At 64.6% G+C, this 22,847-nt stretch carries 23 protein-coding genes; 14 read left to right on the plus strand and 9 right to left on the minus strand.

Going from position 1 to position 22,847, the window contains the following annotated elements:
* Nucleotides 1-314: 314 nt before the first annotated feature.
* On the minus strand, nucleotides 315-1,184 hold the full coding sequence (locus M2432_RS10380; protein WP_280826730.1) for an alpha/beta hydrolase: 870 nt from the start codon (nucleotides 1,182-1,184) through the stop codon (nucleotides 315-317).
* 153 nt (nucleotides 1,185-1,337) lie between these two features.
* Nucleotides 1,338-1,508 (minus strand): hypothetical protein, encoded by a 171-nt coding sequence (locus tag M2432_RS10385; RefSeq protein ID WP_280826731.1) that lies wholly within the window; start codon nucleotides 1,506-1,508, stop codon nucleotides 1,338-1,340.
* A 641-nt stretch (nucleotides 1,509-2,149) separates the two neighbouring features.
* On the opposite strand from M2432_RS10385, the gene M2432_RS10390 reads away from it, so the two are divergent.
* From M2432_RS10390 to M2432_RS10420, 7 genes are all read left to right on the plus strand, one after another.
* Nucleotides 2,150-2,407, plus strand: a complete 258-nt coding sequence (locus tag M2432_RS10390; protein ID WP_280826732.1) for a DapH/DapD/GlmU-related protein — start codon at nucleotides 2,150-2,152, stop codon at nucleotides 2,405-2,407.
* A 1,175-nt stretch (nucleotides 2,408-3,582) separates the two neighbouring features.
* Entirely contained in the window at nucleotides 3,583-4,524 is a 942-nt protein-coding gene (locus tag M2432_RS10395; protein WP_280826733.1) for an FAD:protein FMN transferase, read from the plus strand.
* Entirely contained in the window at nucleotides 4,521-5,084 is a 564-nt protein-coding gene (locus M2432_RS10400; RefSeq protein ID WP_280826734.1) for a ferric reductase-like transmembrane domain-containing protein, read from the plus strand. Before M2432_RS10395 ends, M2432_RS10400 begins: the two co-directional genes overlap by 4 nt.
* On the plus strand, nucleotides 5,081-6,295 hold the full coding sequence (locus M2432_RS10405) for an NADH-ubiquinone oxidoreductase-F iron-sulfur binding region domain-containing protein (RefSeq protein WP_280826735.1): 1,215 nt from the start codon (nucleotides 5,081-5,083) through the stop codon (nucleotides 6,293-6,295). The genes M2432_RS10400 and M2432_RS10405 overlap by 4 nt, the downstream gene beginning before the upstream one ends.
* Complete coding sequence (locus M2432_RS10410; RefSeq protein ID WP_280826736.1) at nucleotides 6,292-6,573, plus strand: ferredoxin; 282 nt, start codon at nucleotides 6,292-6,294, stop codon at nucleotides 6,571-6,573. Before M2432_RS10405 ends, M2432_RS10410 begins: the two co-directional genes overlap by 4 nt.
* Before the next feature lie 122 nt (nucleotides 6,574-6,695).
* Nucleotides 6,696-7,373, plus strand: coding sequence for a response regulator transcription factor (locus M2432_RS10415; RefSeq protein WP_280826737.1), 678 nt, complete (start codon nucleotides 6,696-6,698; stop codon nucleotides 7,371-7,373).
* Nucleotides 7,374-7,376: 3 nt separating this feature from the next.
* The gene (locus M2432_RS10420; protein ID WP_280826738.1) at nucleotides 7,377-8,612 is read left to right on the plus strand and encodes a HAMP domain-containing sensor histidine kinase; all 1,236 of its coding nucleotides are present in this window, start codon (nucleotides 7,377-7,379) and stop codon (nucleotides 8,610-8,612) included.
* A 253-nt stretch (nucleotides 8,613-8,865) separates the two neighbouring features.
* On the opposite strand, the gene M2432_RS10425 is transcribed toward M2432_RS10420, so the two are convergent.
* Nucleotides 8,866-9,549: a DUF1942 domain-containing protein gene (locus M2432_RS10425; protein WP_280826739.1), complete on the minus strand. Its 684-nt coding sequence runs from the start codon at nucleotides 9,547-9,549 to the stop codon at nucleotides 8,866-8,868.
* 141 nt (nucleotides 9,550-9,690) lie between these two features.
* Here M2432_RS10425 and M2432_RS10430 point away from each other — a divergent pair, with 141 nt between their 5' ends.
* From M2432_RS10430 to M2432_RS10455, 6 genes are all read left to right on the plus strand, one after another.
* Complete coding sequence (locus M2432_RS10430) at nucleotides 9,691-10,878, plus strand: acyltransferase (protein ID WP_280826740.1); 1,188 nt, start codon at nucleotides 9,691-9,693, stop codon at nucleotides 10,876-10,878.
* A gap of 146 nt (nucleotides 10,879-11,024) precedes the next feature.
* On the plus strand, nucleotides 11,025-12,182 hold the full coding sequence (locus M2432_RS10435) for an acyl-CoA dehydrogenase family protein (protein WP_280826741.1): 1,158 nt from the start codon (nucleotides 11,025-11,027) through the stop codon (nucleotides 12,180-12,182).
* A 152-nt stretch (nucleotides 12,183-12,334) separates the two neighbouring features.
* Nucleotides 12,335-13,195 carry a MaoC/PaaZ C-terminal domain-containing protein gene (locus tag M2432_RS10440; RefSeq protein ID WP_280826742.1) on the plus strand — a complete coding sequence of 287 codons (861 nt, stop codon included), beginning with the start codon at nucleotides 12,335-12,337 and terminating at the stop codon, nucleotides 13,193-13,195.
* A gap of 118 nt (nucleotides 13,196-13,313) precedes the next feature.
* Nucleotides 13,314-13,985, plus strand: a complete 672-nt coding sequence (locus M2432_RS10445; protein WP_280826743.1) for a GntR family transcriptional regulator — start codon at nucleotides 13,314-13,316, stop codon at nucleotides 13,983-13,985.
* A 198-nt stretch (nucleotides 13,986-14,183) separates the two neighbouring features.
* Entirely contained in the window at nucleotides 14,184-16,190 is a 2,007-nt protein-coding gene (locus M2432_RS10450) for a CoA-transferase (protein ID WP_280826744.1), read from the plus strand.
* Nucleotides 16,187-17,395 carry an acyl-CoA dehydrogenase family protein gene (locus M2432_RS10455; RefSeq protein ID WP_280826745.1) on the plus strand — a complete coding sequence of 403 codons (1,209 nt, stop codon included), beginning with the start codon at nucleotides 16,187-16,189 and terminating at the stop codon, nucleotides 17,393-17,395. The genes M2432_RS10450 and M2432_RS10455 overlap by 4 nt, the downstream gene beginning before the upstream one ends.
* A gap of 27 nt (nucleotides 17,396-17,422) precedes the next feature.
* Here M2432_RS10455 and M2432_RS10460 read toward each other — a convergent pair whose 3' ends face one another.
* The 4 genes from M2432_RS10460 to M2432_RS10475 all read right to left on the minus strand — a co-directional run bounded on the left by M2432_RS10460 (nucleotide 17,423) and on the right by M2432_RS10475 (nucleotide 21,191).
* Nucleotides 17,423-18,670, minus strand: a complete 1,248-nt coding sequence (locus tag M2432_RS10460) for an amidohydrolase (RefSeq protein ID WP_280826746.1) — start codon at nucleotides 18,668-18,670, stop codon at nucleotides 17,423-17,425.
* Nucleotides 18,667-19,563, minus strand: a complete 897-nt coding sequence (locus M2432_RS10465; protein WP_280826747.1) for an LLM class flavin-dependent oxidoreductase — start codon at nucleotides 19,561-19,563, stop codon at nucleotides 18,667-18,669. The genes M2432_RS10460 and M2432_RS10465 overlap by 4 nt, the downstream gene beginning before the upstream one ends.
* A gap of 94 nt (nucleotides 19,564-19,657) precedes the next feature.
* Nucleotides 19,658-20,149, minus strand: coding sequence for a DUF4232 domain-containing protein (locus M2432_RS10470; protein ID WP_280826748.1), 492 nt, complete (start codon nucleotides 20,147-20,149; stop codon nucleotides 19,658-19,660).
* A 25-nt stretch (nucleotides 20,150-20,174) separates the two neighbouring features.
* Nucleotides 20,175-21,191: a nitronate monooxygenase gene (locus M2432_RS10475; protein WP_280826749.1), complete on the minus strand. Its 1,017-nt coding sequence runs from the start codon at nucleotides 21,189-21,191 to the stop codon at nucleotides 20,175-20,177.
* Between the two features lie 65 nt (nucleotides 21,192-21,256).
* Between M2432_RS10475 and M2432_RS10480 the strand changes: the two genes are divergently transcribed.
* On the plus strand, nucleotides 21,257-21,646 hold the full coding sequence (locus M2432_RS10480) for a VOC family protein (RefSeq protein WP_280826750.1): 390 nt from the start codon (nucleotides 21,257-21,259) through the stop codon (nucleotides 21,644-21,646).
* Nucleotides 21,647-21,655: 9 nt separating this feature from the next.
* On the opposite strand, the gene M2432_RS10485 is transcribed toward M2432_RS10480, so the two are convergent.
* Together M2432_RS10485 and M2432_RS10490 are read right to left on the minus strand one after the other, a co-directional pair.
* Nucleotides 21,656-22,129: an RrF2 family transcriptional regulator gene (locus M2432_RS10485; protein WP_280826751.1), complete on the minus strand. Its 474-nt coding sequence runs from the start codon at nucleotides 22,127-22,129 to the stop codon at nucleotides 21,656-21,658.
* Between the two features lie 26 nt (nucleotides 22,130-22,155).
* On the minus strand, nucleotides 22,156-22,788 hold the full coding sequence (locus M2432_RS10490) for a TetR/AcrR family transcriptional regulator (protein WP_280826752.1): 633 nt from the start codon (nucleotides 22,786-22,788) through the stop codon (nucleotides 22,156-22,158).
* Nucleotides 22,789-22,847 lie beyond the last annotated feature (59 nt).

Below are 22,847 nucleotides of genomic sequence, written 5' to 3' on the forward strand. Positions count from 1 at the left end.
GACTGTGGCGAAAAGTGCTGATATAAAACAACTTTCGTGGTCAGCGGCATAACCCGATCATAGCACTGGGCAGATTCGAATCCTGCCGGGGGCACCACCTGAACAGCGGCTTTAACGCAACCAGTGCCCGCGTGCAGAATTCGTGCAGAAACGGTGCAAGTCTTCCCAGCTGACGGTGTACGGATCGACTGGAAAGTCAACTAGTACGAGGTCCTGTCACGCCCCGGCAGACAGGCACGCTGAGCCACCCCGGCATGTCCGAAGACTTGCTGTTCTGAGAGCTTCCTAGGCTGCTGGGCTCGGCGTTGAGCGTACTAGGCGACGGTGTTCGCTGCTCGATGCATGACATCGCGTAGGACGGCGGCAAATTCGTCGGGCGTGTCCATGAAGGAGACGTGATGCCCGGGAAATGTTATGAGGTCACAGTCCAGCCGCCTGGCCAGGATCTGTGCGACTTGGGCGTACCAGGCGTTTCTGGTTAGCCCATATTCGCTGACGCCAACAAATGCTGTGGCGTCGCCGCGCTTTAGACCGTCGAAGTCCGGGAGGTAGTTAGTGACGGGCAGCAGTTCGAGCTTGATCAGAACGTCGGTGGCCTGCCTCTCACTTACATAGGGCTCTGTGCTTTTCGTGCGATGTCGGTTCACGTTTTTGGTGGCTTTGATCATTTGCCGGACGGGGAGCTCAACACCGAACATGAACCGAAGTGCCGCCAGCGAAGTCCCGAATCGAAACCCCGTCGCGTACACGTTGGCAAAGAACCGCTGCCACTTGCGGGCCTGCGGGTGCAGCCGCGCCAGTGGAGCTTCATGGGCCACGACCGCTTGCACCGCTCGGCGTTGGGTCCTGGCCATGTCAAGCGCGATCACAGCGCCGCTGCTGTTGCCAAATACCACCGCGGATTGCTCGCCAGCGGCGCGCAGCACCGCCGCGGCGTCACGGCTTTGCTGACTGATCTCGAAATTCTGAGGGTCGTTTATCGTGCTGCGCGCATTGGCGCGCCGGTCGAAGGTGATGACCTTGTATTCGTTGGCGAGAATCTCGGCGACATGGGCGTAGGACCATCCGTCTCCACCGGCGGGCGGAATCATCAACAGTGGGCTGCCCTGGCCCCGTACTTCGTAGTAGAGGTCGTCGCCTTCTGTGGTCACCCTGCCCGCGCGCACGCCCATCGATGTCGTCATTTCGGGTCGATCAACTCCCTTGCACCTGGTGAGTCCGAAGACTTTCTTCTGTCAGGCTCAGCCGGCAGCTGGTCTGTGCTGTTGAGCGTAATGGCCTGGCGCCGAATTGCCCCTGAGTCATACCCTTCTCAGGTACAGCTGGTTAGACGGGCGTCAGTCGCTCCCGGTTCCTTCGAGTTCGTCCAGTACATCAGCCAGCTGAGCGAACACTGCGGAGAATCCCCGGGCGCCAGCAATGACCTCCATAAAGGCCACAAAGGTCGCAGATCGGCCCGTGACCAGCACTCCCGGTGGCGGGCCGATCACTGTGTCGCTCAGCGCCACGACAGACGGTTTCTGAGTGGTTGCTGCCAATCCCGGGAACTGGCGGGCTCTTCAAATTGTGGGCCGGTAAGTTTCGGTCAACAATAACCGTCCTGGGGATCAACAACATGTTCAAGATCGGCGGTGCGGCTACCGCACCCGCAGCGGTCAGCGTAAACACGATCGTCAAAGCAGCAGCCACTGCCGGCACCAGAAAGGCCACGCCGTGACAGCCATACTCGTCAGCAAGACATAGGCGCCCTTAAGGCACCCGCCATGACTCTCTTCGGCACGAAAACCGACGTTATAGCCCCGAATCTCGACGACCCGACCACCGTGCCTGCTGATTTTATGAACTTCGGGTTCCCCGCCCTCGAGCGCTGCGGCGGCCAGTGACGCTGAGTCGTCCGGGAATCCATCTCCTGGCAAGAGATTTCGTCAAGAATGGCCTTCTGGCAAACGGTCTAATACCGAGCCGGATTCGGGTCATTATCCTTCGACTCACCGGTGCGGAGATCGGACGACGGGCAACCATCGCGCCGATGTGCTTCATCGGGAGCGGACCGTTTGCGCTGGGAGACGGGTCCTACATCAATTATCAGTGCTTTCTCGATACAACAGCCGGTATACACATCGCCACGAACACACGGCTGGGGCCCCGTGTGTCGATAATCACCGCCTCGCACCTGATCGGCGAGACTGAGTCGACACGAACAGAGCGCACCCCGGCGACGCAGCTTAATCTGCCCGTCGTCATCGGAGACAACGTCTGGATCGGCACCGGAGCGATCATCCTTCCCGGTGTGACGGTCGGAAATGGTGTGGTGATCGGTGCCGGCACCGTGGTGTGCGCCGACTGCGAACCCAACACCCTTTACGCCGGAGTCCCCGCCCGGGTGGTCCGGAAACTTCACCCATGAACAGGCGCGAACCCGCCTGACCTTTGCGCGGCATGCCCCTGACGAAGTGCCACGAAATCCTCATGCGTTATCCGCGGGTTCCTGCCACACCCGACGCAATAGAACTCGTCGTAGGCTGATCCCCCGCCCAAGAGCGATACCGCGTCAGCGGGGCGGTAGGACGTGTAGTTAGTCAGCGAATCGAAGTCATCTGGTCCCGGTCCGACCATCGCTTGATGTAGCGGATAGGGGCGGTGCGCTCCCCTGTCCGTGCACAGGAATTGGACCTCGATCCAGTCAGCCCGACTCTGGGGGTGATTCGGCTCTTCAGTCACTGGGCTTCTTCAGCGAGCTGCGATAACGCCTCGGCAACCGCGGCATCACGCCCTGAGACGATCTGCTGGGAATCCCTGTGGCTGCCGAAACGGCGGGCTCAGAGGTGTCGTTAGCGCGGATCTCGGGCACACCGACACCGCTACCGTGTCGATCGCGGTGACCCCGGTCAACGACTCCCCGGCAGCCTACGACGACGCCTCCGCCGGTCGGGACGGATACCCGCACCGGCGGAGGCGTCGTTCTACTGACGCTCGTGACATTCCCGCATTCTCGGCCCGTCAAACTGCGCGTCAACTAGGAGCGATCCGGGCTAGGGAATGCCAAGGCCGTTCAGCCGTGCCATACGAGTTATTGGAAGCTTCTAAGAAGTTGCTGCAACCATCTGCGGCTATGGACTCACCGCGTTCGGGATTCCGCCGGACCGCCGCGACGTCGTGGGCGTTGGCGGGCCTTGGCATCGTCGGGGTCGCTGGCGCGTCCGCGCTCGCCTACGCCGACACGGTCAAGCCGGCGCCCAGCGCGGCGCCTACCGACGTAGTCGAACAGGCACCGGCAGGCGCTGAACCCAGTCCAACTGCTCCGGCGACATCCGCCGTCACGACAACAAACGCCCCGCCACCACCACCGATGACCGCTGCGCCTTCCCCTGCGCCGGAGACAACGGTCGATCAGGCGCCCGTGCGCACTTATACGCCCCAGCGGACTTACGCCCCCCATATACCAGTCCAGCAAGCGCCGGTGACGCATCCGAGCGCGTCGCCGACGGCAACTGCCCCCCGGACCACTCAGCGACGCGCACTCACCCCGACGACGGTGAATTCTCCGAACTTCTCCCCCCACGTCTCGCGGTCGCGCGGGTCATGACCATCGCCGAGCAGATCGGGACGACCGAAACCGCGGCCATGGAGTGGCAGCGGTGGAGCATGAGCATGCAGATCGTCGTCACCGATCCTGATTGCCTTGGTCTGGCCCGGAGTGAAGTCGATGCCGAACTCGACGCCATTGACGTCGCCGCATCGCGATTCCGTTCGGATTCCGAAATCAATGCGCTGGCAATGTCGGCCGGCGAGCCCACCGAGGTCAGTGCTGTGCTTGCCGACCTGCTAGACGCAGCGCTGACAGCGGCATACCTCACCGATGGCGATGTCGATCCCACAGTTGGCGCCGCCTCGATCGCGCTTGGCTACGACGGCGACTACGCCGGCGTTCGTCGGGCCCTCCCCCTGGCAGCGTCGATGACTATTCCGGCGGTGTGGTCGATGGTCAGGTTGGACGGCCGGGTGGCCACCGTGCCGCACGGGATTGTGCTCGACCTCGGAGCGACAGCCAAGGCGGTCGCCGCGGACCGTTGCGCTCAACGCGTTCAAATTGCCAGCGGCAGTGGGGTGCTGATCAATCTGGGGGGCGACATCGCGACGGCTGGAACGGCACCCGCGGGTGGCTGGCAGATCCTGGTCCACGACGACGACGGGGACCCCGCATCGTCGATTGGGCTGCCGGCCGGAGCCGCGTTGGCCACATCGAGCACGGTGCGTCGGCGATGGCGTCGCGGTGCGGATGTGTTCCATCACATTCTCAACCCGCGGACAGGCAGGTCGGCGGATCCGGTGTGGCGAACCGTCAGCGTCGCAGCGCAAACGTGTTTTGCCGCCAACACGGTCAGCACCGCGGCGATCGTCCGCGGGTGGCCGGCGCTGGAATGGATTATGGCCCTGGGCATGCCCGCCCGACTGGTGGACGGCGGTTTGATGGTGCACTCGGTCGGCGGCTGGCCTGCCTCAGAACCGGCAGGCCGGCCATGACCGACGAGGCATTGTGGGCCATTGGCCGCGGCTGTGGAATCACCGCGCTCGCTTTCCTCACCATCTCGGTGTCGTTGGGCGTCGTTTCGCGTTCCGGTCGTTCCCTGTTGGGCTTGCCGAGGTTCGGCGTTGCCGATATTCACCGTTTCGCCGCGCTGGCTGGATCACTGCTTGTCGTGCTGCACATGACACTGCTGTTCTTGGACCCGTACGCCCAACTGCGAGTGGTCAACTTCGTTGTGCCGTTCCTCGGTGCATACCGGCCGCTGTGGCAGGGTTTGGGAACACTTACGTTTGACCTGCTGGTGGTTATCGTCCTCACCAGTCTGTTGCGGCATCGCCTCGGGTTGCGCGCATTTCGGGTCATCCACTGGATCACCTACGTGTTGTGGCCGATCGCGCTGGCTCACGCCGTCGGCAATGGAACCGACGCCCACCACGTGTGGTTTCTTGCGTTCGCCGGGTGCTGTGCGCTGGCGGTGTACAGCGCTGTGGTGTGGCGGTTTCAGGCCAACTTCACCGAATACGCCGGCGCCCGAGCATCCGGACGCACACGATGACGACCCAGCGGCTCCCCCCGCAGCCGAAGCAGGTGCCACGTCTGTTGGCCGCCGGCGGAGCGGCATTAACCGCACACCATCAGCAGTTCGGCGCATTGCCCGAAGTCACTGGCCCCGAGCTGATTTCGTCACTCGATGCCGCCGGACTCTCGGGGCGCGGCGGCGCGGGCTTTCCGGCAGGTCGCAAGATCGCCTCCGTCACAGGCTCCAAGCCCGTGGTGATCGCGAATGGCGCCGAAGGAGAACCGTTGAGCCGCAAGGACGCCATCCTCCTCACCGAAGCACCGCACCTGGTTCTCGACGGACTCGAACTAGCAGCCAAAGCGGTTGGGGCCGAGGATGTTTTCCTGTATCTGTCCACGCATGTCGCGGCCGCGGTGACTCACGCGCTCGATGAGCGACGCGCAGCCGGGATCGACCGGTACAAGCCGAGGGTTATCAAAGCGCCTGATACGTTCGTCGCCGGCGAGGAATCTGCGTTGGTGAGGCGTGTCGAGGGCGGCCCGGCGCTGCCGCGTGACCGTACCGTCGTCACAGCGACATCCGGCGTGCGAGGGCGGCCGACGTTGGTCAACAACGTTGAAACACTGGCCCATATCGCGTTGATCGCGCGATTCGGACCGCAGTGGTTTCGCTCCGTGGGCAGCCGGGATAACCCCGGCAGCATGCTCGTGACATTGTCCGGCGCCGTGACGAAGCGCGGTGTCGTCGAGGTGCCGACGGGTGTTCTGGTGGCCGACCTCATCGGACGCGATGGCGCCACCGATCTCAAGACCGTGCGCGCGGTCCTCGTCGGCGGCTACCACGGCCGGTGGATAGAGGCCAGCGCGTTCGACTCCACACCGCTGTCGGGTGTGGGCATCGTCCACGCGGTGGGAACGCACGAGTGTGGACTCGCTCGCACTGCGGCGATTGCCGACTTCCTGGCCAACGAAAGCGCGCGCCAGTGTGGCCCTTGCCGCACTGGACTGCCCCAATTGGCACATCTGCTCGACGAACTCGCCCATGACCGGGTGGACAACACCTGCGTCAGGGAGATCCGCCGGTTGGTCAGCCTCGTCGACGGCCGCGGAGCCTGCCGGCATCCCGACGGAACCGCGCGCATGGTCCGCAGTGCACTCGACACTTTCGCCGACGACATCGAGCACCACCGGCACCGACGCTGCGCTGCTGACAATGATCACCTCGCCACCCAACCGGGGGCAACGTGAACGCCGCCGGGGAGTCGCAGTCGCGATTGCACATCGACTGGACGCGGTGCGACGGACGTGGCCTGTGCACTGAACTTCTCCCTGGGATACTCCGCCGTGACACTTGGGGCTACCCGCTTGCCCGCGACGGGGAGCGCGAGCCTGCTATACCCGCGGAAGTACTGCGTGATGCCCGGGCTGCGGTCGGTCGATGCCCGCGACTCGCGCTGTCCGTCGTCACGTCCACACCGAAAACCATTGAACGGCAGGTAAAACCAACCGGCCGCCATGCGCGTTGAGAAATATTGGCGACCCTGGTAGCTCGTCGGGTGAGATCGCGCCTTAAATGCCGCAGTCACACTGTGGGGGCGCATTGCGGCTTTGTCGGCGGTGGGTGGCATCGCCGTGGCACTCTCGCTACGTGACGTCCGCAAACCCGTCCACACTCCTGGTGGTGGAGGACGACCGCACGCTGAGCGCGATGCTGACCGAACTGTTCACCAATCAGGGATACCGGGTGGACGTGGCCTATGACGGCCAACAGGGCATGCACCGCGGTCTACTCGGCACCTACGACGCTTTGATTGTCGACCGCGGGTTACCCGTGATGGACGGCGCGCAGCTGGTGGCCATTTTGCGGTCTCGCGGGGTCACGACACCGGCGTTGATTCTCACCGCCCGCGGCGCGGTCGAGGATCGCGTCGACGGGCTTGATGCCGGCGCGCAGGATTACCTGGTCAAACCGTTCGAAATCCCCGAACTGCTGGCTCGAATCCGAGCTCTGCTGCGCCGGAATGACACCGCGGCCGCCGTTGTGCAAGCCGGTGGCCTGCGGCTCGACCGGGTCACCCGCCGGGTGACGAGCATGACCGACAGCGGCGTCGACGTCGAGCTCTCCGAGCGCGAGGCATCACTGCTGTGCACCCTGATGGCAGCACCCAAGCGGGTGTTCACCAGAGCTCAGCTTCTCGAGTCGGTGTTCGGCGGGGCCGAGTCCACCGGCGCGGTCGATCTTTACGTGCACTATCTGCGTCGCAAGCTCGGCAAGCAGGCGGTGCGTACCGCGCACCGAACCGGATATCAATTCGGATTGGAGTGAGTGATGCGTTTTCGTCACGGGCGTGCGAATTCGTCAGCCACGAACAGCGACCTGAGCGTCATCAAGGGGGCTGGGCGGATCGCCGCGGTGCAGGCCTCGCTCGCTCTCGCTGTGGTCTTGCTGATAGTCGGCGGCGCGGTCTTCGCCGTGTACGCCCGCGTACAGAGTCGCCAAATTGATGCTGAACTTCGGACGGTGGCCACGACGGCCGATGACGCGAACGATCCGCCGCCGGATATGGAATTGGCGATGCGCACCAACGCCGGCCAGACCACTACGAGCGACGGCGGTCAGCCGGGTGTGGCTCTCCTCAACGGTCCGGCGGGGTACACCGACATCCGTGCCGACGGGCGCCGGTACCGCGCACTGGTTGTGAACCGTCCGGACGCCAGAGTGGCGGCGATGATAGACATGGCCCCACACCAGGCCGGCCGCGATCGGTTGCTGATAGCACTTGGCGTTGCGGAACTGGCCGGAATCGCCGCGTCGATCGCTGTCGTCGTGCTGTTCACCCGTCGCTCGGTAGGTCCGCTGGCTATGGCGCTCGCGCTGCAGCGCCGGTTTGTGGCCGACGCCTCCCATGAGCTGCGGGCACCACTGACGGTGTTACATACCCGAGCGCAGATGTTGGCCCACAAGGCCAGCATCGCTGATCGGGAGGAAGTGCAAAATGACGCCGACGCACTGGTCGCCGATGCGCGAGTGCTGAACGACATCGTCGACGACTTGCTCGCCTCTGCGACGATCACACGAGGCAAGCCTGCCGGACAACGGGTCGACCTGTCTGCAGTAGCCAAAGCAGTGCGCGACAGCATGACGCCCTACGCAAGTTCGCTCGGTGTAACGGTGCGATATCACGAAAACACCGATAGTTCAGGGGGATTCGCGGTCATCGGATCCGAGGCCGCGCTACGCCGGGCGCTGACCTCGCTAATCGACAACGCTCTTGGGCATGAACACCAAGGGGGGACAATCGAATTGCGTGTGCGCCGCGACGGGTCGCAAGTCATCGTCGCGGTCACCGATGACGGCACAGGCATCGATCCGCAGACGATGGCGACGTTGTTCACGCGGTTCTCGCATGGCCGCGAGCACACAATGCGGCAGGGTCAAAAGCCGTACGGCATTGGCCTGGCGCTGGTGCGCGAGATCGCGCAAGCTCATGGCGGAGACATCACGGCAGAATCGGTGCAGAGCAAGGGCGCAACGTTCACGATGACTCTGCCGGCAGCGACATGAGACACTCGTGCCATCCGCTTAACAGATCACGGTGTCTGGTGTCAGCTTCCGTCAATCACGGGAGCGACCATCACAGCAGGTAGCGAAGGATTCTCCGCATGTGAGAGCCATGTAGACAACCAGGAGGGCGGCTAATTCGAATCCTGCCCGGGGCACCTTGCACGATTCATGCAGGTCGCCGCGGCGTCAGGCGCGCCCGCTCGACAGAAACTCACACCGTTACACCCTCGTCGTACGACCATGGGGCAATCGCTCAATGATGTCCGCCGGGGAGTCCACTGCTATTGAACCCTGGTTGGGCCAGCTCCCCTGGGGTGAGCTGGTAGGGAGGCGGTGCGATGACTTCAGGGGAGTACTTATTGCCCCCTGTTGGAGATTGCTCGTTGCCCGCTGGTGGAGCTTCCTCGGTAGATGGTTCGTTGACGATCTGGGTGGACCCGCCTGAGGTGTTCCCGGTGGACTGGTCTGCGGTGTCTGGGGGGCCACCAGGTACGCCACCTTCGGGGGCGCCGGGCACCCAAACCAGAAGGTCCTGAACACCGTCGCTGTAGACGACGCTGTTCGGCGGGTCACCGACGACGTCGAAGTAAATCCTGCCGGTCGTGGTCCCACCAGGCGGCGCTGGGGGCACGTCTCCGCCGATGATCCGGTAGTTCGCCCCGCTCTCAGCTCGGGCGTTGAAGAACGGGGTGAATGGGTTGGCCCAGCCTCCGAGCCCTTCAACTTTCACATTCGCTGCGTACAGCTGGCCGTTGTGGGGCACAGGGTCCGAACTCGGAGCGAGGCCCTTGACCGTGTAGCCGATGCCGTTCAGCGCCTCCTGCTGACCGAACGGCTTGATGTTGTTGGCCGCCGAGGCGGGACTCGCCGTAGCGGCAGCGATGCCGACCACGCTCACGGCGATGCCAACGGGCGCCACAAGCTTGTTGATCTTCACCGGTACTCCCCTTCCTATGGCCAGGCTGTGTACAACGCGGAGGTTACCTCGCCGCACCACTATTCAAATGCAACTTGCCGCAACACGAGTGCGGGATTTCCTCTCAGTGGTTTCTCACATTGATTAGCTAATCTCGATGAAGTGCTGACCGGCCCTTTGACGCAGGTGCGCGAACCGGTCGCCCGGCTCGTCCACGCTAACCCTCCCACCTCCTCGCGCCCGCGACAGTCGTCGCTGACCGGCCTTCGTGGCCTGGCCGCGCTATTGGTGATCGGCACCCATGCCGCGTTCGCCACCGGCAAGCTGACGCCCGATTACCTCGGGGCGCTGTATGGGCGACTTGAGATCGGCGTTCCGATCTTCTTCGCCCTGTCGGGCTTTCTCCTGTTCGAACCATGGGTCAAAGCCGCCGCAACCGACTCGGCCCCGCCATCGGTACGTCGCTACACCTGGCAGCGCGTCCGGCGCATCATGCCGGCCTACGTGATCACCGTGCTGCTTGTCTACGCGCTGTACACCGTGTTCCAGCCGGGTCCCAATCCCGGCCAGACCTGGGCCGGGCTGGTCCGTCACCTCACTTTGACCCAGATCTACACCGACAACTTTCTGCTGACCTATCTGCATCCGGGCTTGTCACAGATGTGGAGCCTGGCCGTGGAGGCCTCGTTCTACGCCGTACTACCGCTACTGGCCCATGTCCTGCTGACCGTTATCGGCGGCCGCCGGTGGCGGCCCGGCGTGGTGTTGCTCGGCCTGGCTGCGCTGGCCGCCATCGGCCCACTGTGGGTGATGGTGGTACGCGACACCCACTGGCTGCCGAATTCGGCCGGTATGTGGTTGCCGGCGCAGATCGGCGCATTCGCCGGCGGCATGGCACTTGCGGTGTTGGCACGCAACAGGTTTCGGCTGCGTCCGACCGCACCACTGATGGTGGCTGTTGTGGCCTATCTCGCGGCCGCTTCGTCCGTGGGCGATGACGCGCCGACCAGAACGGTGTTGTACGCGGTCATCGCCGTGTCGGTGCTGGCACCGTTGACGCTGGGTGACCGCGGATGGTGGTCGCAACTGTTGAGCAGCCGACCGATGGTGTGGATCGGCGGCATCTCCTTTGAGATCTTCCTGGTGCATGTGGCCGTCATGGCCGTCTCAATGAACGTAGTACTGCGATGGCCGCTGTTCACCGGCTCGCTGATCGGGCTCGGTGCGGTCACCCTGGCGGCGACGGTGCCACTGGCCCGGCTGCTGCACCGGGTCACCGCAGCGAGCACCGGGCCACAGCGGGTGCCGGTCATGTCGGCCGGTGCCGCCATGGTGTCGAATCTGCGCTGACCAACCGGCCGTCGCCCCGGCGGCGGCCGGCATTTTCGTGTGGACCCCGGTCCCCGAACCCAGTCCGACCTTCCTTATCCACCGGGTGACAACCGCCTTCCAACTCTATAGAATATTTTCCATAGAGTTTGAGGAAGGAACCCGCAGTGATCACCTTGTCCGCCGAAGAGCAGGCCATCGTCAAAACCGTCCACGACTTCGTCGACAAGCAGGTCCGACCCGTGGTCCGCGAACTCGAGCACGCGAACACCTACCCCGAAGATCTCATCGAGGCCATGAAGGAGATGGGCATCTTCGGCCTCGCGATCCCGGAACCGTATGGCTTCGCGGCAGTTTCGATGCCGTGCTATGCCCAGGTCACCGAGGAGCTCGCCCGCGGCTGGATGAGCCTGGCCGGCGCGATGGGCGGACACACCGTGGTATCCAAACTGCTGCTGCAGTTCGGCACCGAGGAACAGAAGCAGAAGTACCTGCCCCGCATGGCCACCGGTGAGCTGCGCGCCACCATGGCCCTCACCGAACCCGGCGGCGGCTCCGACCTGCAGGCGATGCGCACCGTCGCGAGCAAAGACGAATCCGGCTATGTGATCAACGGGTCGAAGACCTGGATCAGCAACGCCCGCAAAGCCGGCCTCGTTGCGCTGCTGTGCAAGACCGACCCCAGTGCCTCCCCCGCACACAAGGGTGTGTCAATTCTGTTGGTGGAGAAGGTTCCCGGCTTCACGGTGTCCAAAGACCTGCCGAAGCTCGGCTACAAGGGCGTCGAGAGCTGCGAGATCAATTTTGTTGACTGCCGGGTGGATTCGGATGCGGTACTAGGTGGCGTCGAAGGACGCGGATTCGCTCAGATGATGAAGGGGCTCGAGGTCGGCCGAATCCAGGTCGCCGCAAGGGCAACCGGCGTGGCCCGCGCCGCCTTCGATGACGCGCTGCAGTACGCGCAGGACCGCGAGAGCTTCGGGGTGCCGATCTGGCAGCACCAGTCCGTCGGAAACATGTTGGCCGACATGGGTACCAAGCTCTACGCGGCGCGCAGCCTGCTGCTCGATGCGGCGGAGCGGATCGACGCCGGCGGCCGCTGCGACATGGAGGCCGGCATGGCCAAGCTGTTCGCCTCCGAGACCGCGATGGAGATTGCCCTCAATGCGGTGCGCATCCACGGCGGCTACGGCTACTCCACCGAGTACGACGTCGAGCGCTACTTCCGGGACGCTCCGCTGATGATCGTCGGTGAGGGCACCAACGAAATCCAGCGGGGCGTGATCGCCAAGCAGTTGGTTAAGCGCGGCGGCCTCGATATCTGACGCCGCCTGGCATATGACTGCCAGATCGGCAGCAGCACAAGGCACAGCACTGGCCGCCGACTGCAGATCCGTTCATGACACGATCGAACAACTGCTGCAGGCCGGCGCCTGCAGATATTCCTGACCGCCGCCTCCATCGACAGGACACCCGCATGAGCGACACCCAATTGACCGACCACATTGCGGGCTGGGAACCCTCGCCCACAACAGAATTCGATGCACTTGACCCGGCCCAGGCCAACCGCCTGGCAGCAACGTTGGACCTCGATGCCCACGACCGGTCAGACGGTGCCGTCCTGCCCCTGCCGTGGCACTGGGTCTATTTCCCGGCGTGGCCCGCCACTTCCCACCTAGGGCCCGACGGCCACCCCGAGCACGGCCACTTCCTGCCACCGATACCGCACCGCAGGCGGATGTTCGCCGGATCGAAGATGCGGGTGCATAACCCACTGCTTCTCGGTGTTCCCACCGAGAAGCGGTCCGAGGTGGCGGGCATGGAGATCAAACACGGCCGTACCGGCGAGATGCTGTTCGTCACGGTCCGCAGCACTTACACCCAGCGCGACGCGACGGCACTGGTCGAGGACCAAGTGCTCGTGTACCGCAGCGATCAGAGCACTGCCCGCCCGTTCGACCGTGCCGGCACCGAACTAGCGCCCAGCAATGCCACGTGGTCATCGGAGCCCGCGCCAAATCCCATGTCGCTGTTCCGGTTCTCCGCGCTGACCTCGAACGCACACCGTATTCACTACGACCGCCCTTATGCCGCGCAGATCGAGGGATATCCCGACCTGGTTGTCCACGGGCCGTTGCTGGCGGTCTACATGGCCGCGCTGGCCGAGGATGCAACGCAGAAGGCCCTGTGCAACTTTGAATTTCGCTTGCAGCGCCCAGTCTTTCTCGGTGACCGGTTCCGTGTTGAAGCCGATCCTGCCGACGGAGATGCCGTGACCATGCGGGTCATTTCCGGCCGCGACACTACGCACGCTACAGCCACCGGCGTGTTCCGCTGATCGCCCGCCACACGCTGCGCGCCGCAAGGACATTCAGGTCTTCTACGACGAAAAGCGCTAAGACATGCGAAGGCCTGCACCTCCGATAGCTCAATACAAAATAGAATATGTTCCCAATATGACCGGGGCCTCGAAACGACGTACGCCGATGCGATTGTCAGACGTCGCCTCGGCCCACGTCCGCGAGCTCATCGTGTCCGGGCAACTGCATGCCGGCGAGTTCATTCGACCCGAGACGGTGGCCGAGGATCTCGGAATCAGTGCCACACCGGCACGCGAGGGCCTGCTGCAACTGCAGACCGAGGGTTTTCTGTCCGTCGAACCGCGGCGTGGCTTCATGGTGACCGGCCTGTCCAGCGACGACATCCGCGATATCTACGATGCCCAGGCGCTGTTGGGTGGCGAGTTGACCGCCCGCACCGCCGCGTCGATCACCCCCGCGTCGGTGGCCGAACTCGAGCGGATCCAAGAGGCGCTCGAACGGGCCGCTGCCGCAAACGATTTCGATGAAGAGGAACGCCTCAACCATCAGTTCCACGCATTGATCTACCGACTCAGCGGGTCACGGAAGATTCGGTGGCTGATCAAGACGACGCTGGCATACGCGCCCCGCAAGTTCTTCGCGGCGGTGGAGGGCTGGCCGGAGGCTTCAGCACAGGATCACCACGCCATCATCGAGCACCTGCGCGCCAACGACCCGGACCAGGCCCGCGCCGCGATGGCCCAGCACATTCGCAATGCCGGCGCACTGCTTGCCGAACATCTATCGCAGGACGGTCAGGCCACCTGACCCGTCGCCCGGTGGGTCCGATGCATTGTCGCCGTGTACACGGCACCGCCGGGAACGTTGTCACCCGTCACATTGCCCCGCGCCGGGGCCGCCGAGAAGAATTGTCGCCACGTGATGCACATCACAGGTGACCGCATGATGCCCGCTGATGCTGCCACGCACCAATAACCGGCAGGTGGCAGACGACGGGAATGCGCAATGTCCATTGATCCGATCCTGATGCCGACGGCCGCCTCACCACTGCGGGAAAAAGTGGTGACAGCGCAGGAAGCAGTCCGGCTGATCCGCAACGAGGACTACCTCGTCGTCGAGGGATTCGCCGGACAGGGATACGCAGAGGACCTGGTGCTGGCCCTAGAGGAACGATTCCTGACCAGTGGCGCCCCGCACGACCTATCGCTCATTTTCACTGTGGCGCAAGGCAATCGGGGTGACCGAGGTCTGCTGCACCTGTGTCACGAGGGCCTGCTCAAGCGGTCGATGGGCGGCCACTACGGCATGGCCCCGGCACTGCAGAAGCTTGCCGTCGAAGGCGCGATCGAGGCGTACAACCTCCCGCAGGGCGTCATCGCGCAACTGCTCCGCGACACCGGGGCCGGCAAGCCGGGACTGCTCACGCACGTCGGCCTCGGCACCTTCGCCGACCCTCGGCAAGGCGGCGGCAAGGTCAACGACCACACCACCGCCGATCGAGTCCGGGTCATGGAGATCGAAGGCCGCGAGTACCTGTTCTACAAGGCGTTCGAGCGTCTCGACGTGGCATTCCTGCGCGGCACCACCGCGGATCCCGGCGGCAACGTGAGCATGGAGAAGGAGGCGCTCACGCTCGAAGCCCTCGAAACGGCCATCGCCGTACACAACTCCGGCGGCCTGGTGGTCGTGCAGGTTGAACGCCTTGCCGAACGTGGATCGTTGCACCCCAAGGACGTCAAGATCCCGGGCGTTCTGGTCGACTGCGTGGTGGTGGCGACCTCGCCCGAGCGGCACACCCAGTCGTGGGGTTCGCAGTACAACCCGGCCATGAGCGGCGAGTTGCGCCAGCCGATGAGCTGGATCGCCCCGATGAAGCTCGACCCGCGCAAGGTCATCGCGCGTCGGGCCGCACTGGAGCTGCGGCCCAACGCAGTGGTCAACCTCGGGATCGGCGTACCCGAGGGCGTCGCGGCAGTGGCCGCTGAGGAAAGCATCCTGGAGTACCTCACGCTCACCGCCGAGCCCGGTGTTATCGGCGGAATGCCTGCGGGTGGACTGGATTTCGGGTCCGCGGTCAACCCCGACGCGATCCTCGCGCAGCCGTCGCAATTCGACTTCTACGACGGGGGCGGCCTGGATGCCGCTTTCCTCGGCATGGCCCAGGCCGACGGCAACGGCAATGTCAACGTCAGCCGGTTCGGGCCGCGGCTCGCGGGTGCGGGTGGCTTCATCAACATCAGCCAGAACTCCAAGGCGGTGTATTTCCTCGGCACGTTCCTGGCGCCGGCTCGCACCCAGGTCACTGACGGCGTAATCGTCACGTCCGATGGTCCCGCCGCCGCCAAGTTCCTGGCCGAGGTGGACCAGCGCACCTTCTCCGGCGAGTACGCGCTGCGGACCGGCCAACCCGTCATGTACATCACCGAACGCTGTGTATTCGTGCTGACTGAGCGCGGGATGAAGCTGACCGAGATCGCGCCCGGCGTCAATCTGCAGCGCGACATCCTGGACTTCATCGGCTTCGAACCGATCATGGACCAACCCCCGACCACGATGGATCCGCGGATCTTTCGGGATGAACCGATGGGTTTGCGCGACGACCTGTTGGCGGTGCCGCTCGAAGCCCGGTTCAGCTACGACGAGGGCCGGAATCTGTTCTTCCTCAACCTCGAAGGTGTGGCGGTGCGCACCGAGGCCGAAGCCGGACAGGTTGTCTCAGAAATCGAGCGGCGACTGGTTGCGATCGGGCGTGTGGTGAACATGGTGATCAACTACGACAATTTTGTGCTGCCGCCCGAGCTCGCAGATTACTTTGCGACGGCGGTACGCAGCCTGAGCCGCCACTACGAATCGGTGACCAGATACACGACGTCGGCCTTCCTGCGGCTGAAGTTGGCAGACCACCTCGCCGACCGCGGGCTCGCCCCACATCTCTACGAAAGCCGCAGTGAGGCAATGGCATCCGCGGCGGTCAAGAAAGTAGTCCAGGAACCCGGAAAGGCCTCCCGATGACCGACCGCACGACCGCCGCCCTGTCCGACGGCATCGCCCATTCGCGCGAGACCGACTACCTGCACATGGAAGCGCTTCTCACGGCCGATGAGGCCGCGCTGCTCCACAAGGTCAGGGACTTCGGCGAAAGCGAGCTGCTGCCGATCGTCAACGACTACTGGGAACGGGCCGAATTCCCCTTCGAGGTCCTGCCAAAGCTCCGTGACCTGAAAATCGTCGGCGACACTATGGAGGGGTATGGCATCACCCCGATGACCGCCATGGGCCAGGGCCTGGTGTCCTACGAACTCAGCCGGATCGACGGCAGTATCGGCACCTTCATGGGTGTGCACGTAGGGCTTGCGATGCAGTCCATCTATATCCTCGGCTCCGAGGAACAGCGCCAGCGCTGGCTCCCTGCGATGGCCGAGCTCGAACGGATCGGCGCATTCGCGCTCACCGAGCCCGACCACGGATCTGATGCTGTCGCACTGGAATCCACTGCCACCCGCGATGGCGACCACTGGATCATCAACGGCGCCAAGCGATGGCCCGGGAACGCCGTCTGGTGCGACATCATTGTCGTCTTCGCCCGCGACACCGCCGACGGCAAGGTCAAGGCCTTCGTCGTGGAGAAGGACGACCCCGGCTACAGCGCCACCAAGATCACCGGCAAGGTGTCCCTGCGGATGGTGCAGAACGCCGACATCGTCCTGGACAATGTTCGCATTCCCGACGACCGCCGCCTGGTCAACTGCAACGGGTTCCCCGACGTGTCCAAGGTGCTGATGGGCACCCGCAACATGGTCGCCTGGGCCTCGACCGGACATGCCGTCGCGGCCTACGAAATCGCACTCACTTACGCCCAGAAGCGAATTCAGTTCAAGATGCCGATCGCCGCCACGCAGATAATCCAGTCCCGGCTGGTGGAGATGCTCGGTGAGGTGACCGCCATGCAGCTCTACTGTGTCCGGATGGCACAGCTCCTGGACGCCGGCGAGATCACCGACACCATGGCGGCCCTGGCCAAATATTTCTGCAGCGTCAAGGCCCGGCACGTCTGTCGGCTCGCGCGAGATGTGCTGGGCGGCAACGGCATCACGCTGGACTTCCATGTGATGCGGCACCTGTGCGACATGGAGGCGCTGGTCACCTACGAGGGAACGGCCGAGATCCAGTCCCTGATTGTCGGGCGCGAGATCACCGGGAACAGCGCGTTCACCTAATCCGGTTCTCGCCCAGCACAGTTCGCCCTACAACCAGGCCAGCGCAGCCACCACCAGCGCCTCGGTACCGGTGTCCAATGTCGGCTGGATAACCGGGGCAAAGGTCGGTGAGTGATTCACCGGGATGTCCTGGCTGATCCGGCCGGCTTCAGCCGCCCGCGTGAAGGTGTCGGGGTCGATACCGCCGAACATCCAGTAGGTGTACGGCACCCCGAGCGCCTTCGGGATGTCACCGAAGTCCTCACTGGCCGCCGCCGGCGGGATGCTCAGCACCCGGTCGCCGAAGTGCTCGACGAACGCCGCGTGCGCCTTATCGGTGACCGATTCATCGTTGACCGTCAGCGGAAACTGGTCGTAGAACTCGAATTCCGGCTCCTTCGGCGAATCGGAGGCCTGGCATTCGGCGATCACGATGCGCTTGATGGCGGCGATCACCGCGGTGCGCACGGCGTCGTCGTCAGTGCGGATGTTCAGTTCCAGCACCGCGTGGTCACCGATCACGTTGCTCTTGGTGCCCGAGTTGATGCTGCCCACGGTCACGACGGTGGTCTCGTTGGGCGCGACCTCGCGCGACACGATGGTCTGCAGGCGGATGACGATCATCGCGGCCAGCACGATCGGGTCGACGGTCGCGTTCGGCATCGAGCCGTGACCGCCGCGGCCATACACGGTGACGCGGATGCTGTCGGCGGCGGCGAGAATGGGGCCACTGCAGGTGCCGACGAAGCCGGCCGGACCGGGCCCGACATGCTGGGCCAATGCCACGTCGACCTTGCCCACGATGTCTGCCAGTCCGCCCTTGACCATCGCGGCGGCACCATTGCCGAATTCCTCGGCCGGCTGGAACAGCGCAATGGCGGTCCCACTCCAGTGCTCGGTACTGCCGGCCAGCAGCGCGGCCGCCCCCATCAGGCAGGTCACATGGGTGTCGTGTCCGCAGGCATGCATGACAGGCACATCCTTGCCTGCGGCATCGGCTCCACGGACAGTGCTCGCGTAGGGCAGCCCGGTGGCCTCGGCCACCGGCAGTGCGTCCATGTCGGCGCGCATCAGCACCGACGCGCCATTACCGTTGCGCAGGATGCCCACCACACCGGTGCCGCCGACGCCTTCGGTCACTTGAAACCCGAGTTCTTGCAGCTTGTCGGCCACCAGCTTTGCGGTGCGGTGCTCCTGAAACGACAACTCCGGGTGCCGATGCAGATCCCGGTAGAGGTCCTCCTGCCAATTCCGCACGCCGGGCAATCCGGCCAGCACCGCCGTATCGCGACTCATGACGCGGACTCCCCGGTGAAATCCCTTACCACATCAGCCACCCTTCTGAGTTGATCGATATCGGAACTGGTCGGAATGAGGTGCACTTCGTCGGTCCCAATGTCATCGAATTTCTGTAGTACGTCCAGCAATTCGTCCTCGGTGCCGGCCCAGCCGGTAGTCGGGGCCATGGCATCGACCAACTCGGCGGGTAGCCAGTTCATGTAGCGACGCAGGTGCCGATGCACCTGGTCCCGAGGCTCGTCGCCGTCGCCGAGTGCGAACCAGAACGACGTGGCCAAGTGCGGCTTGGGCCTTCCGGCATCAGCCCATGCCTTGCGGGCCACGTCGAACAGCTCACTTTCCCGCTGGACATTGAGATCTAGAGTGATGCCGGCCAGTCCGTCCGCCCAATTCGCCGCGCTGCGAATGGTTTTGGGGCCAACCGTGCCGACCAGTAGCTGCGGCCCACCGGCCTGCACGGGCTCGGGGCCAACCGGTAGCACGGACTCGGTGAGCTTCTCCCCCGCCCACACCCGCTTCATCAAAGCCACCCGCTCAGCCATGCCGCGCATGGTCTGGGTCTTGGAGTCGACACCGACCGCGTGATAGTCCTCGTGACGGCCGCCGACCCCGATGCCGACGGTCAACCGTCCGCCGCTGAGCACGTCTCCAGTGGCCAGAGCTTTGGCGAGCATGACGGGATCGTGAAGTTGCGGCACGATCACCGTGGTGACCAGACGCACCCGGTCAGTCCAGGCCGCCAACGCACCGAGCAGGGTCAACGAGTCCGGGTTGTCGAACGCGATGCGCTCACCCCAGCACAATGACGAGAACGGCCCGCCATCGATGACCCGGGCCCACGCGGTGAGCGTGGCCCGGTCGAGGTTGGATTCCATGACCGGCATCGTCATCCCAATCTGCACAAGGGCGATTCTGGCACGCGCACCAAACGAAATCCGCAGTACGGGAAGGCGACGAAGTAGCGGCCATCGTCGCGCATCGGAGCTAAGCCCCGGTGAACGGTCCGACGTGCAGGGTGGAATACGCCTCGCTGGCACACGCGGTGTCCGCATGTCCGATGATCATCGAATCCGGCTGATTGGGCAGGTTGACCTGCAATCCGCTGACCGGGACGGCATCGCAGTCGGCCGGGAAGTTGCCTGCGTTGACGATGCCCAGGTTCGCCGACGTGGCCTGACCCGGGTCGATCACCACGGTACCGACCGTCTCAGGATCCTGCCGTGCGGCAACACCCACCGGATGGTTGTCCGACCCCGCGATGAACGACACTGCCGGATACCCCGCCATGCTACAGGCGGCGCTACCGGCATTCTGCATGATCACCGGGTAGAAGGTGGTCCCAGCGGCGCCTTCGGGTGGTCCCAGGCTGGGCGTCAGTTGTGCTGCCGCGCATGTTGGCACCGGGTCTGCGTGGGCGACACCCATCGGCACCGGGCTGGCAACCAAAACCGTTGCTACCCAAACATATCGCCGCATACCGCCTCCTTCGAAGTTGGTCGCCTCACACCAGCGCCGCGATGATGTCGACAGCCGAGCCGGATCGAATCTCTCGAAAACCCTTGCCCGCCCACACATTTGTACCGTCGGGATCGCCGGCCCGCACTGCGGCGGCGCGCACCGGACCGGTCAAGTAGTGCACTTCCGGGTAGCCCAGCGGCGCCTGCGATTCGTGCTCGTTGACGAACCGGTTACGCAGGCCGCGCGCGTAGCGCCCGGAAAAGGCTTTGGTGACCACGGTTTCGGTGAATCGTGGATCGGTCAGGGCGGCCCGGTGAACCGGACTGCTGCCGGCTTCGTCGGCAAGCAGGAACGCGGTGCCCAATTGCGCGGCAACGGCGCCGGCGTCGAGGATTTGCGCGACGTCGTCGGCCGTGACCAGCCCGCCCGCGGCGGCCACCGGAACATGCACTGCGGCAAGCACATCAGCCAGCAGTTCTGCCAACGGTTGGGTGGCCGGGTTTGCCGTCGGATCGTAGGTGCCGCGGTGCCCGCCGGCCTCGGGCCCCTGTACGGCCAGACCGTCGACCCCTGCCGCAACGGCCAGGTTCGCCTCGGCGAGGGTGGTGACCGTCGCGATGGTGGTGATCCCGCCCTCGCGCAGTCGCGCGCATTCATCGGCGTGTGGGGCACCGAAGGTGAACGACACCACCTCAGGTTTCAGTTCCGCCACCACGTCGAGTTTGGCGGCCCACTGATCGTCGTTGAAGCGCGGTTCGCCGAGCGTCGCGCCATACCGGGTCGCCTCCTCGGCAAGCTCGTGCGCATAGCGTTCGACCTCGTCGGTCAGCGCGGTACTCGGCTGTGGCGCAAAGAGATTCACCCCGAGCGGGCCCGTGGTCAAGGCACGTGCCGCGGAAATGCGGTCGGCGAGCGCTTCAGCGGTCAGATAGCCCGCGGCCAGGAATCCCAGACCGCCGGCGTTCGATCCGGCGGCCGCCAGCTCGGGTGTCGTCGGGCCCCCGGCCATGGGAGCAACGATCACCGGTATCGCCAGCTCACGAAGATCAAATCCGGCCATGTGCCCAATCATGTCAGGCACAGGCGCGCCTGGCAGGTGGCGACGCGGGCGGGTACAAAAAAGGTATGGCGATCACGTTCAACCACACCATCGTCTATTCCGCCGACCGTGATGCTGCGGCCGCATTCTTCACCGAGTTGTTCGGCCTGCCACCTGCCAAGGATTTCGGACGGTTCCGGGCCGTCGAACTCAACCACGGTGTCAGCCTGGACTTCGGCCAGGCGGCCGACGTCGAGCAGATCTCCCCGCAGCACTATGCATTTCTGGTGTCCGAAGACGAATTCACTGCGATCTACGGGCGAATCCGCGAACGGGGACTCCCGCACTGGGCCGATCCGCAGCGCCAGCGCCCCGACGAAATCAACCACCACGACGGCGGGCGCGGCGTCTATTTCGCCGACCCCAGTGGGCACTACCTGGAGATCATCACCCGGCCGTACGGCTCAGGCGGTTGAGCAGGCAGCTCAGGTGGCGTGGCCGCGACGAGCTTCCTGGGCCATGTAGTCACCGGCCAGGGCCGCGACGTGCTTGGGCAGCTTTCCTGCCGCCACGTCGGCCAGGCTGGTCTCCTCCAGTACTGAACGCATGCTGGCGCGCAGCGCGCGCCACACGTCGGTCAGCGCCGCGGTCGGGCCCGAGTACGGCAGATCGCCCAGACCCATGTCGCGCACGCTGGCCAACGGACCATCGATGCAACGCAGAACGTCGGCGATGCTGATGTCCGCAGCCGGGCGGGCCAGCGCATATCCGCCATCGCGGCCGCGGTGGCTACGAACCAGCCGGTCGGTCCGCAGATTGGTCAGGATGTCGACCAGGAACTGGGCGGGGATGCCCTGAGCGTGGGCCAGGTCCTCGGTTTTCACCAGTTCACCGGCCTCCACTGTGGCCAGTTCGACCATGGCCCGGACGGCATACTCCGCCTTGGCCGACATCCGCATAGCGCGAATTGTGCCAGGTTGGTTCGCTATTGCTTGGCTTGACGCGGGTCGGCGGCCCGCTGCGCCAAGATCGCGCCGCCCAACCAGCGGGTGAGGAATGCCCGCAACTCGTCGGCGGAGCGGTGGTCGGCATTGGGCGCCACGAAGTAGGACAGCATGACTCGCAGGGTGAATTCGACCAGGTCGCGTAGCGCGGCCTCGTCGTATCCGTAGCTGTCCCAGTTCACGTCAAACCGGGTGATCATCCGCATGCCGATGTCCTGGGCCGCCTCGGAAGCGATGTCGCCGGAGTGCTCGGTGGAGTAGGGGGAGGAGATCAAGATGCCCAGGTGCGGGGTTCTGGCCACCGCATCCAAGCTGTACAGCATCCCTTCGGTCATCGCATCAGCCGGATCGTGGATACCGCGCACCGCTTCGGTCAGCTGATCGAGGAAGTCGTCGACCGACGCAATGGCCGCGGCCCGCATCAACTCGTCGGCGGTCGGGAAGTACCGGTAGACCGTCTGCCGGATGACGCCCAGCGATTCCGCGACATCGGCGATGCTGATCGCCTTCCCGGTGCTGGACAACAGTTCCACGGCAGTCGCGACGATGCGCTCAGCCGCCTCGGCGTCGGATGCGGGCGGCTCACCGCCCCAGCCGCGACGTTTACGTGCCATCCGCCGGACGGTACACGCCCATCCGAATATGCCCCCGTAAGTCGCGGCATTGACGGATT

This window comes from Mycobacterium sp. OTB74 (assembly GCF_029892685.1).
In the GTDB taxonomy this organism is placed as follows: Bacteria; Actinomycetota; Actinomycetes; order Mycobacteriales; family Mycobacteriaceae; genus Mycobacterium.

Coding starts and splice junctions, on each gene's coding strand:
- M2432_RS10400 (WP_280826734.1), top strand. CDS start 4,521: ATGACCGACGAGGCATTGTGGGCCATTGGCCGCGGCTGTGGAATCACC.
- M2432_RS10395 (WP_280826733.1), top strand. CDS start 3,583: ATGACCATCGCCGAGCAGATCGGGACGACCGAAACCGCGGCCATGGAG.
- M2432_RS10420 (WP_280826738.1), top strand. CDS start 7,377: ATGCGTTTTCGTCACGGGCGTGCGAATTCGTCAGCCACGAACAGCGAC.
- M2432_RS10450 (WP_280826744.1), top strand. CDS start 14,184: ATGTCCATTGATCCGATCCTGATGCCGACGGCCGCCTCACCACTGCGG.
- M2432_RS10440 (WP_280826742.1), top strand. CDS start 12,335: ATGAGCGACACCCAATTGACCGACCACATTGCGGGCTGGGAACCCTCG.
- M2432_RS10485 (WP_280826751.1), bottom strand. CDS start 22,129: ATGCGGATGTCGGCCAAGGCGGAGTATGCCGTCCGGGCCATGGTCGAA.
- M2432_RS10445 (WP_280826743.1), top strand. CDS start 13,314: ATGACCGGGGCCTCGAAACGACGTACGCCGATGCGATTGTCAGACGTC.
- M2432_RS10475 (WP_280826749.1), bottom strand. CDS start 21,191: ATGGCCGGATTTGATCTTCGTGAGCTGGCGATACCGGTGATCGTTGCT.
- M2432_RS10470 (WP_280826748.1), bottom strand. CDS start 20,149: ATGCGGCGATATGTTTGGGTAGCAACGGTTTTGGTTGCCAGCCCGGTG.
- M2432_RS10460 (WP_280826746.1), bottom strand. CDS start 18,670: ATGAGTCGCGATACGGCGGTGCTGGCCGGATTGCCCGGCGTGCGGAAT.
- M2432_RS10465 (WP_280826747.1), bottom strand. CDS start 19,563: ATGACGATGCCGGTCATGGAATCCAACCTCGACCGGGCCACGCTCACC.
- M2432_RS10455 (WP_280826745.1), top strand. CDS start 16,187: ATGACCGACCGCACGACCGCCGCCCTGTCCGACGGCATCGCCCATTCG.
- M2432_RS10490 (WP_280826752.1), bottom strand. CDS start 22,788: ATGGCACGTAAACGTCGCGGCTGGGGCGGTGAGCCGCCCGCATCCGAC.
- M2432_RS10380 (WP_280826730.1), bottom strand. CDS start 1,184: ATGACGACATCGATGGGCGTGCGCGCGGGCAGGGTGACCACAGAAGGC.
- M2432_RS10405 (WP_280826735.1), top strand. CDS start 5,081: ATGACGACCCAGCGGCTCCCCCCGCAGCCGAAGCAGGTGCCACGTCTG.
- M2432_RS10480 (WP_280826750.1), top strand. CDS start 21,257: ATGGCGATCACGTTCAACCACACCATCGTCTATTCCGCCGACCGTGAT.